Source organism: Bifidobacterium sp. UMB1197 (genome assembly GCF_030217745.1).
Taxonomy (GTDB): Bacteria; Actinomycetota; Actinomycetes; order Actinomycetales; family Bifidobacteriaceae; genus Bifidobacterium; species Bifidobacterium vaginale_B.
On record NZ_JASOOL010000013.1, the window covers coordinates 1 to 14,402 of the forward strand.

General features: G+C 39.5%; 14 protein-coding genes and 1 riboswitch. Of the genes, 10 read left to right on the forward strand and 4 right to left on the reverse strand.

From position 1 onward, the window contains the following. Nucleotides 1-242 precede the first annotated feature (242 nt). The 10 genes from QP420_RS06210 (at nucleotide 243) to QP420_RS06255 (ending at nucleotide 10,152) form a co-directional block, all read left to right on the forward strand. The gene (locus tag QP420_RS06210; protein ID WP_481616866.1) at nucleotides 243-797 is read left to right on the forward strand and encodes a cysteine hydrolase family protein; all 555 of its coding nucleotides are present in this window, start codon (nucleotides 243-245) and stop codon (nucleotides 795-797) included. 59 nt (nucleotides 798-856) lie between these two features. Then, nucleotides 857-949: riboswitch (TPP riboswitch) on the forward strand. After that, a complete protein-coding gene (gene thiM / locus QP420_RS06215) occupies nucleotides 937-2,454 on the forward strand; it encodes a hydroxyethylthiazole kinase (protein WP_481616867.1) in 1,518 nt (505 codons plus the stop codon). (Overlaps the previous riboswitch by 13 nt.) 5 nt (nucleotides 2,455-2,459) lie before the next feature. After that, complete coding sequence (locus QP420_RS06220; protein WP_481616868.1) at nucleotides 2,460-4,157, forward strand: bifunctional hydroxymethylpyrimidine kinase/phosphomethylpyrimidine kinase; 1,698 nt, start codon at nucleotides 2,460-2,462, stop codon at nucleotides 4,155-4,157. 304 nt (nucleotides 4,158-4,461) lie between these two features. Further along, complete coding sequence (locus QP420_RS06225) at nucleotides 4,462-5,793, forward strand: ATP-binding protein (protein WP_481616869.1); 1,332 nt, start codon at nucleotides 4,462-4,464, stop codon at nucleotides 5,791-5,793. Nucleotides 5,794-6,105: 312 nt separating this feature from the next. Next, nucleotides 6,106-7,008, forward strand: a complete 903-nt coding sequence (locus QP420_RS06230) for an efflux RND transporter periplasmic adaptor subunit (RefSeq protein ID WP_481616870.1) — start codon at nucleotides 6,106-6,108, stop codon at nucleotides 7,006-7,008. Then, complete coding sequence (locus QP420_RS06235) at nucleotides 7,005-7,715, forward strand: ABC transporter ATP-binding protein (protein ID WP_481616871.1); 711 nt, start codon at nucleotides 7,005-7,007, stop codon at nucleotides 7,713-7,715. Before QP420_RS06230 ends, QP420_RS06235 begins: the two co-directional genes overlap by 4 nt. Next, nucleotides 7,699-8,910 (forward strand): ABC transporter permease, encoded by a 1,212-nt coding sequence (locus tag QP420_RS06240; RefSeq protein WP_481616872.1) that lies wholly within the window; start codon nucleotides 7,699-7,701, stop codon nucleotides 8,908-8,910. The genes QP420_RS06235 and QP420_RS06240 overlap by 17 nt, the downstream gene beginning before the upstream one ends. A gap of 27 nt (nucleotides 8,911-8,937) precedes the next feature. Continuing rightward, on the forward strand, nucleotides 8,938-9,462 hold the full coding sequence (locus tag QP420_RS06245) for a hypothetical protein (protein ID WP_415689713.1): 525 nt from the start codon (nucleotides 8,938-8,940) through the stop codon (nucleotides 9,460-9,462). Nucleotides 9,463-9,559: 97 nt separating this feature from the next. Next, a complete protein-coding gene (locus QP420_RS06250) occupies nucleotides 9,560-9,742 on the forward strand; it encodes a hypothetical protein (RefSeq protein WP_481616873.1) in 183 nt (60 codons plus the stop codon). Between the two features lie 8 nt (nucleotides 9,743-9,750). After that, complete coding sequence (locus QP420_RS06255; RefSeq protein WP_481616874.1) at nucleotides 9,751-10,152, forward strand: type II toxin-antitoxin system HicB family antitoxin; 402 nt, start codon at nucleotides 9,751-9,753, stop codon at nucleotides 10,150-10,152. Nucleotides 10,153-10,332: 180 nt separating this feature from the next. On the opposite strand, the gene QP420_RS06260 is transcribed toward QP420_RS06255, so the two are convergent. From QP420_RS06260 to QP420_RS06275, 4 genes are all read right to left on the reverse strand, one after another. After that, complete coding sequence (locus QP420_RS06260; protein WP_004112863.1) at nucleotides 10,333-10,704, reverse strand: hypothetical protein; 372 nt, start codon at nucleotides 10,702-10,704, stop codon at nucleotides 10,333-10,335. A 161-nt stretch (nucleotides 10,705-10,865) separates the two neighbouring features. After that, nucleotides 10,866-12,026, reverse strand: a complete 1,161-nt coding sequence (locus QP420_RS06265) for a histidine kinase (protein WP_481616875.1) — start codon at nucleotides 12,024-12,026, stop codon at nucleotides 10,866-10,868. Next, on the reverse strand, nucleotides 12,023-12,694 hold the full coding sequence (locus QP420_RS06270; RefSeq protein ID WP_415689707.1) for a response regulator: 672 nt from the start codon (nucleotides 12,692-12,694) through the stop codon (nucleotides 12,023-12,025). The genes QP420_RS06265 and QP420_RS06270 overlap by 4 nt, the downstream gene beginning before the upstream one ends. Nucleotides 12,695-12,951: 257 nt before the next feature. Then, nucleotides 12,952-14,214: an MFS transporter gene (locus QP420_RS06275; protein ID WP_481616876.1), complete on the reverse strand. Its 1,263-nt coding sequence runs from the start codon at nucleotides 14,212-14,214 to the stop codon at nucleotides 12,952-12,954. Between the last annotated feature and the right edge of the window lie 188 nt (nucleotides 14,215-14,402).

Genomic DNA, 14,402 nt, shown 5'->3' on the forward strand with positions numbered 1-14,402 from the left:
TTGTTATTCATGATTAGGTTATTGTGCCCGTGTTTGTTCCCTTTTTTGGGGTTTTGGTAAACAAACACGGGCAAAAATAAACAAACACAAGAAAACAATTCGCGCGTGATTCACGCGCTTACTATAGTGCGATTGTAGCAAAACTTGTTAGCGTAAAGAATCTTGTTAACGTTCTTGTTAGCGTAAAGAGTAGTGTATAAGTGTAGCTTTAATACAATTAAACTGATTAAACGGAAGTATGTATGAAAAAGGCTCTTATTAATATTGATTACACGAATGATTTCGTGGCAAGCGATGGCTCGCTTACAGTAGGAGAGCCTGCACAAAAGCTCGAGAAGCGCATTACCGAGATATCGCAGCAGTTCCTAGATGATGGCGAGTTTGTGGTCTTTGCAATTGATACGCATCATCTAAACGATCCGTATCACCCAGAAACTAAGCTTTTCCCACCTCACAATATTGCTGGAACACACGGCCAGAAACTGTATGGCACGCTTGGCGATTTTTATGAAGCGAATAAAGATAAAAGCAACGTGTATTACATTCATAAGACGCGCTACTCGTCGTTTAATGGCACAGATTTACTGATTAAGCTGCGTGAGCGCCATATTGAGGAATTGCACTTGGTGGGAGTTTGCACGGATATTTGCGTGCTCCACACTGCTGTTGACGCGTATAACCTTGGATTCAAGATTGTGGTTCACAAAGATGCAGTCGCAAGCTTTGATCCGCAAGGTCACGAGTGGGCGCTTCGTCATTTTAAGACTTGCCTTAATGCGGATATTTTAGAGGGCTAGTCGCAGTTTGCGTTGCTGTTAACGCGCATAAATAACGTCATAACGAACATATATAGTCAAATATAGGTTCGGGGTGCGCTAAAGCGCTGAGATTATACCCGTTGAACCTGATCTAGTTAGTACTAGCGAAGGGAAAATCGTGACTACTGTGTCGTGCTCTAAAAATAGTGAATTCTCAACTAATGCTCGCTGCAAGCAATTCATGCAAGATGTACGTGAATGCATCGAAACTTTGCGCGCAAAAAATCCGTTAACACATTGTGTAACGAATAATGTTGTTCAAGAAATAACAGCAAACGTTCTGCTAGCTGCTGGAGCATCGCCAGCAATGGTCGTAGATGCAGAAGAAGCTGAAGTCTTTGCTCAAATCGCATCTGGTGTATTAGTAAACATTGGAACATACAGGCCAGTCGACAAAGAATCTATGGATGCTGCGATTCGCGGAGCTGTAAAAGCACACACTCCATGGGTTCTTGACCCAGTTGCAGTTGGTGGTTTAGCTCCACGCACGCAATACGCGCGCGAAATTGTTAAAAGTCATCCTGCTGTAATTCGTGCAAACGCTTCCGAAATCTTAGGTTTAGCTGGAGAAGAAAGCGGCGGTAAGGGCGTAGACGCTGGAGACTCGGTTGATTCGGCAGTTGCAGCAGCCAAGAAGCTAGTTAAACTATATGGCTCGGTAGTGGCTATTTCTGGCGAAAAAGACGCTATTTATGGGCACGGATGCTCTGCACGAGTTTCTGGCGGCCACGAAATAATGACGAAAGTAGTCGGCACGGGCTGCTCTCTTGGCGCATTGGTGGCAGCATACGTTGGAGCTAATCGAAATCGACCTTTTGCAGCAACGGTTGCCGCTCACGTACACGCTGCTGCAGCAGGAACTTGGGCAGCACAACGTTCAACATCGCCAGGGTCATTTAGAACATTATGGATGGACGCGCTTATGGATTTGAGCGCAGACGAGATGCTGGAACTAGCGAATATTGAATTTGAACTCGACCCTGTTGATTGGTCTTTATACTTTATAACAGACCCAAAGATGAGCGATCGAGCCGAAGAAGATATTGCAGTTGATTGCGTTAAAGGCGGAGCAAGTGTAGTCCAGTTGCGCGATAAGTACGCAGATAGCGAAACTTTTAACAATAAAGCTCAAAGCTTGCGAGACAAAATGCTTGCTAATGGTTGCGGAGACGTGCCGATTTTTGTTGATGATCGTATAGATTGCGCTAAAAGCTTAGGACTCAACTTGCATGTTGGTCAAACAGATACGCCTTATATTGAAGCGCGTAAGTCTATTCCTGCAGAGTGGATGGTTGGACTCTCTATAGAAAAGTTAGAACAGTTAGATTACGTTTATAACGAATGTGCTAAAGAAAATGTAGCATTGCCAGATGTTATTGGAATAGGTCCGATTTGGCCTACTGCCACTAAGCCAGATGCTGCTCCTGCTTTAGGTGTTGAAGGAGTAGAAAAGATTGCTAAACGCGCTAAAGAACTCGGCATTAGCACGCTCGGAATTGGCGGCGTTAATGAAAATACCGTGTTCCCTATTAAAAACACTTCAATAGATGGTTTATGCATAGTATCTGCTCTAATGCTTGCGCAAAATCCTTGCGAAGAAGCAAACAAATTACGCGATGCTATTACGAAGGAATAAAAATAATGAATAATCAATTTTCGCAAGCTCAAGCACCTTTGCAATCAATTTCTAAATTATATGATTCAAACCTAAGGCCATCTTCTTTGCCATCTTTAGAAGATCCGATTATTCCACGCGTACTAAGTATTGCTGGAACTGATCCAACAGGCGGAGCTGGAATTCAAGCTGATCTAAAATCAATAACAGCATCTCATGGATTCGCAATGTGTGTAACAACTAATTTGGTTGCTCAAAACACTTGCGGTGTGCGCGAAGTTTACACTCCTCCAACCGAGTTTTTGCAAGCGCAACTAGAAGCAGTATTTGATGACGTAACTATTGATGCTGTAAAAATCGGCATGCTTGGAGATAAATCATATATTAGTCTAGTTCAAAATTGGCTTAAGAATCATCCTGTTCCTGTTGTTGTGCTAGACCCAGTGATGGTAGCAACTTCGGGAGATAGGTTGCTTGAAAAGTCTGCAGAAGATGCAATGCGCGAGTTTGCGCCTCTTGCAGATGTTATTACGCCAAACATACCTGAGCTCGCAGTATTATGCGATAAACAGCCTGCATCTAATTTTGAAGAAGCTTATGCTCAAGCAAGCGAGTGGAGTGCAAAAAACAATACTATTGTTATTGTTAAAGGCGGACACTTAACAAGCGAAGATGCTGGTAATACTGTTGTGTTCCCAGATGGCCACAAAATGCACGTTCCTTGCCCTCGAGTTGATACAACAACAACGCATGGTACTGGCTGCTCGCTATCTTCTTCGCTCGCTACGCGCATAGGATTAGCGTTGCGAGAAGGAAAGAAGCTGAGCGATTACAGTACAGTAGCGGATGCTTTAGCATGGTCGTCAAGATGGCTTAACGAGGCTATTGCTTGCGGTAAAGATTTGCATGTTGGCAAAGGTCATGGGCCTGTTAATCATGCTGCTCGTAATTATCGTTTGGAATTAGATTCTTCGTCAACGCCTTGGGAGCATATGCAAACTAGTGGCTTAGACGGGTTAACTGCGCAAAGCGTAGTCGTAAAGGCTCATAGCAAGGCTAGAAAACCAAATGTGGAGCCTTGTGGTCCTTGGACTCAAGCGTTATGGGATGCTAGTGCAGATGTTGATAACAACATTATGAAAATGCCATTTATTAAGGCTTTAGGTAATGGAACTCTTGATTCTGACTTGTTCGCTTTCTACATAAGTCAAGATTCCGAATACTTGAAGCGTTATTCGCGCGCGCTAGCTGCTGTTGGAGCTAAAACACCAGATAATGAAGCTAGAGTGCATTGGGCTACAGGCGCAGCTATGTGTATAGAAGCAGAATCGCAGTTGCATAGAGATTGGCTTGGAAGTAGAAATATAAGTATTGATGCGCCTTGCTCGCCAGTAACATTAGCTTACGTAAATCACTTACTTGCTTCTACAATGGCCGAAGACTACGTGATTGGAGCTGCGTCTCTATTGCCGTGCTATTGGCTTTATGAAGAAGTGGGGCAAATTTTAGTCAAAAATAATACTCCTGAAAACCCGTATAATGATTGGATTTCAATGTATTCTTCTCATGATTTTGAGTCAGGAGTAAGAATGGCAGTTAAATTTGTTGAGAGAGCTTTTGAAGAAGCTGGCCCAAAGGCTAGAATTCTTGCTGCTCAAGCATATATGACTTCATGCATTTACGAGTATGAATTCTTTAATCAAGCTCATAGAGCATTGAGGTAAATGGTTTGATAGTTTGATAGCTTGATAACTTGATAACGCTGATGCATTGACTTCGTCTTTATTAACAAAATCTAGAAGATTTGAAGACGAGTCAAAGCGTCAGCGCATTTTTGTAATATGCATGTCTCTTATTGTTGATTTTTCTATTTTCCTATCTTTCTATCGTCTATCTTGCAAAACCCAAAGTACTTTGGAAAATGTCAGATAGAATTGCCAAATATATCCTATTTTCGCTAATTCTATCTTGCAAAACCCAAAGTACTTTGCTAAATTGAAGATAGAAGTGGAAAGAAAAGGAATGTGAATGATTTTCAATCGTCAAAGGTACATAAAGAAACTGAACCAGCTTAGTTGGAATGGTCTGGTTAAAATTATTACTGGTGTGCGCCGCGCGGGGAAATCCTTCATTCTTAATGAGCTGTTCTATAATTCTCTTATTTCTCAAGGTGTTTTGCAGAATAATATTATTCGGTTTGCCTTTGATGCAGATGAAGATATTGATCGTCTTGAGCTATTCGCAAATGGCGAACCAGTAAAAATCGCAGATAAAAAACTTGGCTACGTTATCAATGCTAAAGTGTTCCGTCGCTACATTGCATCGCAAATAAATGATAGTGACAAGTTTTACATTTTCCTCGACGAAGTGCAATTGCTTGATAATTTTGTTGGTACACTTAACAGTTACTTAAGGCACGCAAATTTAGACATATATGTTACTGGATCTAACTCCCGTTTTCTTTCATCGGACATTGTTACTGAATTTAAGGGGAGGAGCACAGAAGTTCACGTTCAACCTCTTACTTTTGCCGAATACATGGAAAGTTCTAGCAAAACGATTTCAGAATCTTGGGCAGATTACATTGTTACTGGCGGAATACCGCTTGTAGCTAGAATGCAAAATGTTGAGGAACAAATAAAATACCTTGAAAATCTTGTTAAAGAAACTTATTTGAAAGATGTAGTTCAGCGAAACGGCGTGCGAAAAGAGCAGGCTCTTTCTGAAACGTTGCAAGTAATAGCTTCGTCAATAGGTGCTCCTGTTAACCCAAGGAAACTTTCTAACACGTTTATTAGCCATGGATATGGAGAAATTACTTCAGAAACTGTTAGTCGTTTTATAGACTACTACAGTGATGCTTTTCTTGTAAGCAAAGCTCAAAAGTATAATATTAAGGGCAAAAAATACATTGATTCCTTGTTCAAGATTTACTTTGAAGATATTGGAGTGCGCAACGCTTTGCTTAATTTTAGGCAAATTGAAGAGTCGCATATTATGGAAAATGTTATATACAACGAATTAAGGTATCGCGGATATAACGTGGATATTGGCGAAATGAATATTGCCGAAAATACTGGTCGAAAAGATAGAAATAACCATGATATTTATGCGCAAAAATCTTTGGAAATAGATTTTATCGCTACTTTGGGAAGCGAAAAATATTATATACAATCTGCGCTCGCTATGACGACGGAAGAAAAATCATTGCAAGAAAAGCGCTCGCTTTACTATATTGATAATTCTTTTAAAAAGATAGTAGTTACGAAAAATGGATTGCATGCTGCAAGAGATAATCGTGGGGTAGTCACCATGGATCTATTCGATTTTTTGCTTAACGAAGACAGTCTTAAGCGGTGATTTAATAGAGTGATATTAGACCTCTGAGCAAGTCAATCACTCGGCAACATATAAACTCTATGCAGAACAAATCATTCTCTGGTATTACGCAAGCTCCAAGAATCATAAATAAAATCATCATTTAGTGTGATGCAAACTCTTTACGGCGATTATAGGCTATTAAGCAAAAGCTGAAATCCTCAATAAAGTGTCAATCATAAAAGCGTTAATCGTAGCATTATCAAGCACTTTATTTATTTTGGATCAGTTTGAGAGGCTTGTTCCGACGCATACTATGTGTCTACGAGTTTGGCGAGTAAGGAGATTTGTGTTATGAGTAAGTTTACGAAAGTACTCTTGCTTGCTGTTATGCCAGTGTGTTTGCTTACTGCATGCTCTGGTAGAGCAGTTGATAATAGTCAGCAGCAGGCACAACACGATTCAGTTCCACTTGTTTCAGTCAAAAAACAGCCTTTAACACAAGTTGTGTCGGGTAAAGCAGCAATAGAACAATCGTCTACCTTTGTTATAACTGCTGTAAGTAGAGGGAATTTTTCTCCATCGGTAAAAGCAGGAAGTGCTGTAAAAGCTGGAAGTGTTCTAGGCTACAATGCTGGTAACAAAATTATTGCTCCCGTAGACGCTAAAGTTGTGTCAGTAGCTGAATCATCTGCGGACGTGCCTAAATCTTTCCCACTATTCACTCTTAAATATGAAGGTTTTTCAATAAGCCTTAATGCAAAAGCTTTACTTCGTTCTGCGGATATTACAGATGTTAAAGGTCGCTTCCAAGTTGAAGACGGTGTTGGACCAACCAATTGTTTGCAAATAGTACAAAGCGGTGGAACTTCTACCGATATTGCAGCCTCGGGTAGTAGCAAGAATGATAATGCTGATTCGACTCAAACAGATGAGTCGAGCGCGCAAAGTGCACCTAGTGTATCGTCAAAAGTTTTAACGTGTTTAATAGATAAAAGCGCAGAAGTAGAATCAGGCCAAAATGCGACGCTTGTTTTTAATGGCAAGCATAAACAATCAGTTCTAGCGCTGCCCGTTAGTGCGGTTGCTGGAAGAGTCCAAAAAGGCTTAGTCTCATACAAAAAAGGCGATAATTGGGAGCGTAAAGAAGTTGGTCTTGGAATCAGTGACGGCGCTAATATTGAAATTACGTCTGGTTTGCATGAGGGTGATGTCGTAGCAGGTGTTTCTCCTGATCTCATTCCAGGAGTGCAATGATTATGGAAAACAATCCTGTTCCGCTGGTTGAACTACAAGACGTGTCAGCGCGTGTAAAACTAGGCAATGGCGAATGGCTTACCACTGTTAACTCTGCTTCTATGTTACTTAATCAAGGTGAAACATACGCGGTAGTTGGCAGGTCTGGATCTGGCAAAACGAGTCTTATTTCTATTATTGGATTTTTGAATAAAAATTTTACTGGAAAATACTATTATTCTGGCAAGTCAATCCAAAAGTGTAGTGATAATACAGTATCGCATATGCGCGCTCGAAATATTGGTTTTGTTTTTCAAAACTATTCTCTCATTAAGCATTTAAGTATTAGAGAAAATGTTGAGTTGCCGCTTTTATATGCAGGACTACAACAAAGCAAGCAGACAAGAAGAAAAACTATAGAAGAAGCATTATGTGATGTTGGATTGCAAGATAAACTAGACGAATACCCTGGAAGGCTATCAGGCGGTGAACAGCAGAGAGTCGCGATAGCGCGTGCTCTCGTTACTAATCCCGAATTACTTATTTGCGATGAGCCAACTGGTGCGCTCGATAGTAGTACGGGAGAAAAAGTGCTTCAAGTGTTGCATGATCGTGTTCAAGAATCTGGAACAACTTTACTATTAGTCACTCATGATATGAAAGTAGCCCGTTCTTGCTCTCACATTTTTACCATGGAAGGCGGTGTTCTTTATGATTATGCTGCTTAAAGATTTGCGCCTGTCTCCTATGAGATCCTTCCTCACAGGTTTTTCAATGTTTATAGGTATCATTGCCGTTATTGCGTCAGTGCTTATCGGCACGGTTGGTAAGGACTATCTTATTGCAACTAACGAACAGCTAAACGGTCGTAGACCAACATACGAGATTACTTTTTCAGCACAAAATTTTGACGAATATTCAGTATTTAACAAATTCTTAAATCGCATTGAATCCGCAAACCGTAATGCTAACGTTATGCTACAACCAAACACTGGACTACTGTTTAGCGCTTCTATGCCAGCCTCTAAGAGTGTAAAAATAAGCAAAGAATATAAGACCAGCAATCTTCAATATGTTGACGCTGTTTACACTACGGCAGGATACAACAAAGTTTATAACTTACCTATTGTAAGTGGAAGATGGTTTAGTAATAGCGCTAAAAGCAACGCATTAGAAATGGTAGTAAACCAATCTGCTAGCAAAAGATACAAGATTGGTGAAGTAGCATTTATTACTTCTCGCAAAACAACACAAATGAGTCCTATAAGGATTGTTGGAGTTGTGAACGATGGCGTAGACTCAGCAAAAGTATACGTGAATATTCTAGGATTATTACGTTACGCTCCAACTCTTTGGGAATATTCTGGAAAAGAAGCTCAAGGCTCAATCTACTGGTTGAATAAAGAAAATCGTCCTCAAAAATCAATTAAATCTTATGTTTCAGATGCTCTTTACGACTGTTGTGGTGGACAAGTAAACGAAATTAGAAGACATGATAATAGTGATGATTACGAGAATGTGATAATAGTATTGCAATTAAGTTTTGCTATCGTAGCCGTATTATTGCTTTTTGTTTCCGCGCTAGGTTTAATCAATATTGGTTTAGCATCGTTGGAGCAGCGCACGCATGAACTGCTTATACGCAGAGCTTTGGGTGCTACTAAATGGTCGATTGCTTCACTCGTGTTAGGCAGTGCGATTATTTTAGCACTAATAGTTTCGATTGCTGCTGTTGCTGTTTCTTTTGGTCTTGTGTCTATAGCATCAAGTTTTTGGGATGCAGCAAGCCCAGTTAGTCCGCCAGTTTACCCATATGAAGCTGCTATTGGAGCTGTTATTGCGGCTTTTATTACAGCGCTTGCTGGAAGTGTGGTGCCGGCAATAAAAGCATCGCGTTTACAGCCAGCATTAGCATTGCGTTAATTTTCAAAAAATAAGAAAGAAGGAATAATGAATAATCATACTATTGGTAAAGCAACTCTTATTGTTGGTGTGCTTAGTGCGCTTCTTATGCTTAATGCGTGTGGAGGAATAGGCAACAATAATGTGAGTGGTGTGGATGGTGCGCGATCGCAAAATAGTTCGTCTAGAGAGACTGTTGATTTTGCTCATATAGAGAAGGAATATCAGGAGTCCGTTGCAAAGCTTAGCTGGCCTGAAAAATATAAAGCTCCTGCAAACTTGGTTGGAGAAGAAAAAGACGGCCAGTTCCAGAGTGGATATGGTGATACGCAAGCATCTAATTATTATCAGTGTGCTTGGGAGCGGCAATGGTTAGACACGTATGCTAGTGATGAACAAGCGGCAAGTAAAGCTTTGCATGAGCTCGAAAAAGTGCCTAGCATGCCGTTTATGGGTCCAGACCGTTGTGATGATGCAACGCGAAACTTTTTCAAAGAGCACATGCGTAAAGCAAAACTAGGAGATCCGTCAGGATTCCAACAGGATGTGCAAACTAATTGTCCTGTGATGTAATTGCATTTGTATGGCTTTGTTGTGATTATTTTGTATGCAACGCCTATTTACTTAATTGATAAATAGGCATATACTTATATGTGTGAAGCGAAAAGAGTTGGAGAAAAGACTCAATCAGCTTGCAAGAAGTACTAATAAACAAATAACTTGGTCTGAAGGCGGTAATCACAGCAAAGTTTGCATTGGCGAATTTGCTACTACTGTTCCGAGGCATAATGAAATCAATGAACTTACTGCTAGAAGCATTATTAGATATTTTGAAAGGAATCTGCAAGCATGATAGGAGTAATGAGTGCTACTGAGCATGATAATGCAACAACTTGTTTGCAAATGGTGACAGCTATAGCTCGCAGATGCGATGGCTGGTGGGCTATAGAAGTGCCAGAAATACCTGGATTATTTACTCAAGTACGTAGGCTTGATCAGGTTGCAGCAATGGTAAAAGACGCTGCTGCAACGTTAAATGTTAAAGTCAATGGCGTGAAAGTAACTCCGAAACTTAGTGAGCAAGATGAGCTTATGCTTCAGCGCATGCTAGATGCAAAATCTGCAGCTATAAAAACTCAAGAAGAAGCGTCTATGCTTATGCGTGAAACAGTTCGCATACTAAGGAATCAGGGATTGACGGTTCGTGATGTTGCAGAGATTACGGGGGTTACTCCGCAGCGAATAAGCTCGCTTAAAGCTTAGTGATTTAATCACAATGTGGTTGCGTCTATGCGCAAGTAACTCGCTCAGTAACGTATAAACTCTATGCAAAACAAATCATTAACAGATAAATAATAAAGGCCAAGCCGTAGGATGCGTGGCTACAGCTTGGCCTTTGAAAATTGCGATATGTTTTTAAGTTAAAATCGCAGTCTAATGCTTTTATTTATTCTTGGCAATTCCAAGAGCTTTTGAACTTTCATCCTTATCAAGGCCTATAAATAGAAGCACAATTATACCAATAATCAGCGGAACATAACCGTATCCAGATCCGTGGATTATGCCGAATATTTCCATAAGCCCATTTGCTATTACAGCTAGTGAGGATACGATAAAATATAGTTGCGCGCACCACGGTTTTTTAATGAGAAACATGGTTGCAAGACCAAATAATCCAGCGATAATTTGAGGCACTCCCCATAGATAATCATTACGCATTACAATCAGCGCAATTCCGCTAGCAAGAAATACGCCATTGGCTATTGTCCAAAATACGGACGGAATTTGTGCTTTTGTATCTTCTAAATTACTCATATTCTTCTCCTTCTAATACAAGAAAATAATTGCGTATATAAAACCTTTACAATTTATAAATTAATGGCGCGCTAAAAGGTAAACAATATCTTGTATATGAAAACCTTTACAAATAATTACTAACTAAAACTACTCAAGATTCATTAATCTTTTAAACTGAATCAGTAAAGTATACTATTTATACGGTTATGTTCATTTTTTAAAGGGATAACTGCATTACATTCCCAATACTTGCCAAAGGCTCGAAAATAAAGTGAACCGCCTAAATGCTTTAGGGTATCGCGATGAAGCAGAAGCCCTTTTTGAGATACTGCGCGAATCGCATCTTTACTTTTCTTGCCCAAAAATCGAACATTGAACTGTTTTATAACAATTTGTTTTTTACGTATCGAAATTCTGATGTAATAAACTAAAGAAGCATATTTTTGCATGTTCAAATATAGCTCTTCGATTAATTCAATAACTTCACAGATGATTTCATCTCTAATGTCTTCAGGAATATCGTTACTAGATATATTGCATATGGATCTTCCTTTTAATCCACATGATTCATTGATTGAGTCGTTCATTTGTAGCGTATCTTCAATGCGCTGAATGAACTCGCTTCGAGCATCATGCTTAGCAGTATTTCCACGTAGAATGTCGATAATATTATGACCTTCTTCAAAAGCCTGATCTGCCAAATCATTTATTTCTTCAATAGCTTCTCGTTGCTTTTTAGAAATAGACTTGTCAAGTAATGCTATTTTACTTTGTAGTGCAATATCCGCAATCTTATTAGTTAATTTATCGTGCATTCGCACAGCCAAATTAAGATTATTAATTGTTTGCTTGTCTTTTTCATAAAGAACCATTTTTTGGTGATAAATACGCAAAATAATACCAGTGCAAACGCAAAATATATTTATTAAAAGGTAAGCAATAAGATACTTGAAAGACAAAGTTGATAGGTATCGGTATGCAACGTAGTGTAATGCATCTATTGCTAAGAATAAAGGTAGTGTAAATTGAATCGGATATAAATATGAAATAAAAACAAATGATATGATGAGCCCGAAAGTTACTGGTGGAAGATTCAGACTAGGAATAACAAGAATGCTGAGGTGCACAAAAATATAGCACATGCTCATAAAATGCGGGAGCAAGCAAAGGAACAGATTCATAGCAGCAAGAATCATGTAAACTATAACAAGTTGTATTGTGCTATTGTCGCTATTTGAGTAAATATATGCATCCATTGCGCTTGACAAACATCCCAATAGCAAAAATGTTTTATTGTCGATAATCTTTTCTCGCAAACGACGCATTAAGAAAATAATCATTGTGTATCATTTCCTAAATATTCATCATGCAGCCATGTGGTAATAAGTTGTGAACGATTCGTCACATTCAACTTTTTGAACACGCGACGAAGGATAGTTTCCACAGTACAAGTTTCAACAAATAAACGTTTAGCGATTTGCGCATTGGTCATGCCTTTACTGCACAACTTTACAATTTCAGTCTCATGATCCGTTAAAGCAAGGCGTCCCTTTTTTGGCTTATTTTGCAAACGTTGAAATGCTGTCATCGTGTCGTCAAAATGAAGATTACCTATTATTTGCGGCTTGAATGTGCCATGGGCAATACTGCTAAGCATGGCGCAAATAGTTTCTGGGTGGTTCTTTCCAACAATGCCTTGTGCGCCTGCTGTTGATGCTTTTAAAGCATAATCGTTGATAGGGAATGAAGTTATAGCAATTATTATTGGGAGTGAGTATCTTCTTCGCAATTCGTATAATATTTTAATTCCCGAAACCCCAGACATATACATGTCAATTAGCAGCACGTCTGGGCATTGATTTTGACAAAACTGAATTGCTTGATCGGCGTACGCGGATAACCAGCAAATACTGCAGGATGGAACAACCTGTTCAATATATGTTTTTAGGCCGTGTAGACAAAAACAATCATCATCAACAATGCCAACAGTAATATGCTTTGCTGCCATACTGCTCCTTTATAAAAGCATTATTTAAGTAATAATAATACTTGAATTTGTATAAGGAATATCTTGTCTAGGAAAACCTTTACAAATGGAATCTTATAAAGGTAGTCGCTGAGAGCTTACGGGGGTTACTCCGCAGCGAATAAGTTCGCTTAAAGCTTAGTAACTTAATGCAATATGGTTGAGGCAGGGCGATAGCTGAGTGAAGAAGTTGCCATGTGTGCTTTATGCTTCATTGCGCTGTCGCACTAAATGGATTGTTATATGCTTCTTTTTACCCATGTTGATGGTGTCCAATAATCTTTGGTAAGCATTGATGGGTATGTTTGCTTACGAGTTTGAATAATCCATAAGGCTATACCTGTTGAAACAAGTATTACGCCAGCTGCAATCATTATGAATAATGATGAATTTAGATTTCCCCATGCTAGTACGCTTGCATACCCCACGATAATGCCGCATTGCTCCATAATAGAAGTAAAAGTAGTAGTCGCGCCGAGAATGTGTGTTGGTATGCCGTCGAGAAGAGCTGTTTGCCCATAGACAATAGTGGCGTCAAAAATAATACCTGCAATGAAAGCAGAGCAAAGAAAAAGAGCAATCCAATTATTAAGTGCGAAAATAAGTAAAGGAATAGAAAGGAACCCAGGCAATAAAATAGAGTATAAAATCTCATAATGCAGCACAATATATTTGCATAATACTGAACCTACAATCATGCCAATGTTAAATATGCTGACTATTGACCCCCACGTGGATGCCGAATGAAAAAGCGTGAGACAATGGTGCGCTCCCATTAGTCTGAATGCAGCAAGCCATGAGCCTGATTGTAATGCTGATACTACTCCTAAGACTATTAACCATGGTGTAGATTTCATATACTGTAGAGAAGCTGCAAAACCAGCAGTTTTATTGCTTCCTGTCTTCGTATTGTTTGCACTATTTTGTGCTTGCTGGTTTAGATTAACTAACAGTAGAGGTAGCGCCGCTAGTATCATCACAATAGCAATGCTCGTAAAGAAAATGAGCGGATTGCATATATCAACAAATATGCCAGTAATCGCAGGTGCAGCAAGCCTGCTGAGATTAATCCACATACGCATGCTTGCTAAAAATTTGGTTTTTTCGCCAGTTGGTGCGCTATATGCCATTAATACTTTTTGATTAGGCGAAGAAAATGCAGTAAAGAACCCGAATATTATGCCGAGTAGTGTAACCGTAATAGCAATAAGATTATGCTGTGCTACTAAAGCGAAACCGTATCCAGTACACAACAAGGCAAAGCAGAACGTTAGTGCTATAAACAATCTAGTTGGTGGATATTTATCTGCAATAATGCCGCCAAGCGGTGCTGCTATGCAGGTCATAAGTGCTACAGACACTGCGTTAAGAGCTGCGTGAGATAAGTCGACATGTATTAAAAGATATAGGCTTACGCCAAATCTGCAGCTTGTTAAAAGAAAAGCATTAAGCGATAAAACTGCAATAATAAGAGTTGTGCGAATCCGTGCCGCAGCGTTCATTTCCTTCTCTTTTTTTTTTCTTTCATGTTATGAATGTCTTTCATACTCTGAATGATATATGCCTCTTGATATACACCTTTTTCTGGACTGTGAGAGAAATGGGTGTTTTACTGCGGTGTTTTACTCTTAACTACTCTTAACTACTCTTAACTGTGCTGAGCCCTACTCTCGTATAGGTTTGTTGGGTT

Bases quoted from the DNA above. Each gene is read 5' to 3' on its own strand.
- QP420_RS06210 (WP_481616866.1), top strand. From the start codon at position 243: ATGAAAAAGGCTCTTATTAATATTGATTACACGAATGATTTCGTGGCA.
- QP420_RS06220 (WP_481616868.1), top strand. From the start codon at position 2,460: ATGAATAATCAATTTTCGCAAGCTCAAGCACCTTTGCAATCAATTTCT.
- QP420_RS06225 (WP_481616869.1), top strand. From the start codon at position 4,462: ATGATTTTCAATCGTCAAAGGTACATAAAGAAACTGAACCAGCTTAGT.
- QP420_RS06230 (WP_481616870.1), top strand. From the start codon at position 6,106: ATGAGTAAGTTTACGAAAGTACTCTTGCTTGCTGTTATGCCAGTGTGT.
- QP420_RS06235 (WP_481616871.1), top strand. From the start codon at position 7,005: ATGATTATGGAAAACAATCCTGTTCCGCTGGTTGAACTACAAGACGTG.
- QP420_RS06240 (WP_481616872.1), top strand. From the start codon at position 7,699: ATGATTATGCTGCTTAAAGATTTGCGCCTGTCTCCTATGAGATCCTTC.
- QP420_RS06245 (WP_415689713.1), top strand. From the start codon at position 8,938: ATGAATAATCATACTATTGGTAAAGCAACTCTTATTGTTGGTGTGCTT.
- QP420_RS06255 (WP_481616874.1), top strand. From the start codon at position 9,751: ATGAGTGCTACTGAGCATGATAATGCAACAACTTGTTTGCAAATGGTG.
- QP420_RS06260 (WP_004112863.1), bottom strand. From the start codon at position 10,704: ATGAGTAATTTAGAAGATACAAAAGCACAAATTCCGTCCGTATTTTGG.
- QP420_RS06265 (WP_481616875.1), bottom strand. From the start codon at position 12,026: ATGATTATTTTCTTAATGCGTCGTTTGCGAGAAAAGATTATCGACAAT.
- QP420_RS06270 (WP_415689707.1), bottom strand. From the start codon at position 12,694: ATGGCAGCAAAGCATATTACTGTTGGCATTGTTGATGATGATTGTTTT.
- QP420_RS06275 (WP_481616876.1), bottom strand. From the start codon at position 14,214: ATGAACGCTGCGGCACGGATTCGCACAACTCTTATTATTGCAGTTTTA.